The organism is Geotalea toluenoxydans JCM 15764 (genome assembly GCF_001311985.1).
GTDB lineage: Bacteria > Desulfobacterota > Desulfuromonadia > Geobacterales > Geobacteraceae > Geotalea > Geotalea toluenoxydans.
Window position 1 is genome coordinate 1 of sequence record NZ_BBCJ01000067.1, and the last position, 1,236, is coordinate 1,236.

At 56.0% G+C, this 1,236-nt stretch carries 2 protein-coding genes; one reads left to right on the forward strand and one right to left on the reverse strand.

Features of this window, described 5'->3' with window-relative positions:
- Positions 1 to 183: hypothetical protein (locus tag JCM15764_RS25650; RefSeq protein ID WP_243689561.1), on the forward strand; the 183-nt coding region annotated here is incomplete at its 5' end.
- Positions 184 to 326: 143 nt separating this feature from the next.
- Here JCM15764_RS25650 and JCM15764_RS30560 read toward each other — a convergent pair.
- Positions 327 to 1,106, reverse strand: coding sequence for an enoyl-CoA hydratase/isomerase family protein (locus tag JCM15764_RS30560; RefSeq protein WP_439645367.1), 780 nt, complete (start codon positions 1,104 to 1,106; stop codon positions 327 to 329).
- Positions 1,107 to 1,236 lie beyond the last annotated feature (130 nt).

The window sequence follows — 1,236 nt, forward strand, 5'->3', positions numbered from 1 at the left end:
GATGCCCGCCCCCATGCTGCCGGCTCCTGCCATACCTACTGTTTTGATATCTTCGAGTTTCATTGTCTGTTCTCCTTGTATAGTTGGTTAAAAACAAAAACCTTCTCACCACGAATGACACGAATTTTCACGAATAATGAAGCGAAGCGACTGTCACGTCCCCCTTTGGCAAAGGGGGATTGAGGGGGATTTGCCTTGGTCACTGCTGGAATCCCCCCGACCCCCCTTTTTCAAAGGGGGTGGAGACAAACCCCGATAAGGATTTTTTCATTTGATTTTCATTCGTGCCCATTCGTGTAATTCGTGGTTAAAGCCCTTCAGGTTCTTTATTTATTCAAAAAATCCGGTTTTCTCTTCTCCACAAAAGCGGTCAGCCCTTCCTTGGCGTCATGGGTCTTGCTGTTTTCCGCCGAATATTTGCGCTCCACGGCCAGGGCTTGCTCCAGGGGAAGGTCGATCCCCTCGTAGACCGCAGCTTGATGTAACCCAAGGCCTTGCCCGCCCCGGCAGCCAATTCCTGGGCAAACTGCATCACCTCTGCCTGGAAATTCTCCGGCTCGATGAGCTTGTCCACCAGGCCGATCTCCAGGGCCTCCTGGGGGCTCATGGTCCTGCCGCGGAAAAGAATATCCAGAGCCTTGGATAGCCCCACCAGCCGTGGCAGCCGTTGTGTGCCACCCGCTCCGGGAATGATGCCGAGGCCAGCTTCGGGGAGACCGATCAACTTTGCCCGAGGTCATCAGGCGGTAGTCGCAGGCCAGGGCCAGCTCGCAGCCGCCACCCAGGGCATGGCCGTTGATGGCGGCGATGACGATCTTCTTCATGCGGTTGAGGATATTATTGGCACCCTGGAGGAGCTTGGAGAACTGCTCCGCCTCGGCGGCATCCTGGGCCGCCATCTCCTTGATGTCGGCCCCGGCGATAAAGGCCTTTTCCAGGGCGCTGGTTATAACAACCACCGTTACCTCGTCCAGCTGCTCCGCTTCGCTAAAGGCCTTGAAGAGCTCCTGACCGAACCGGCCATTCAAAGGATTGGTGGGGGGGCGGTTGAGGCTGATGGTCAGGACGCGGTCGTCCTTTTTCAGGGTAATGAATTCATAAGACATGGTGTGCTCCAGTATTTAGAATGTCCCCCTTTGCCAAAGGGGGATTGAGGGGGATTTGCCTTTGGTGGCCGCTGAAATCCTCTCCGTCCCTCAGCCCTCCACCGGAGGACGGAACGGGGTAACTTAAGGC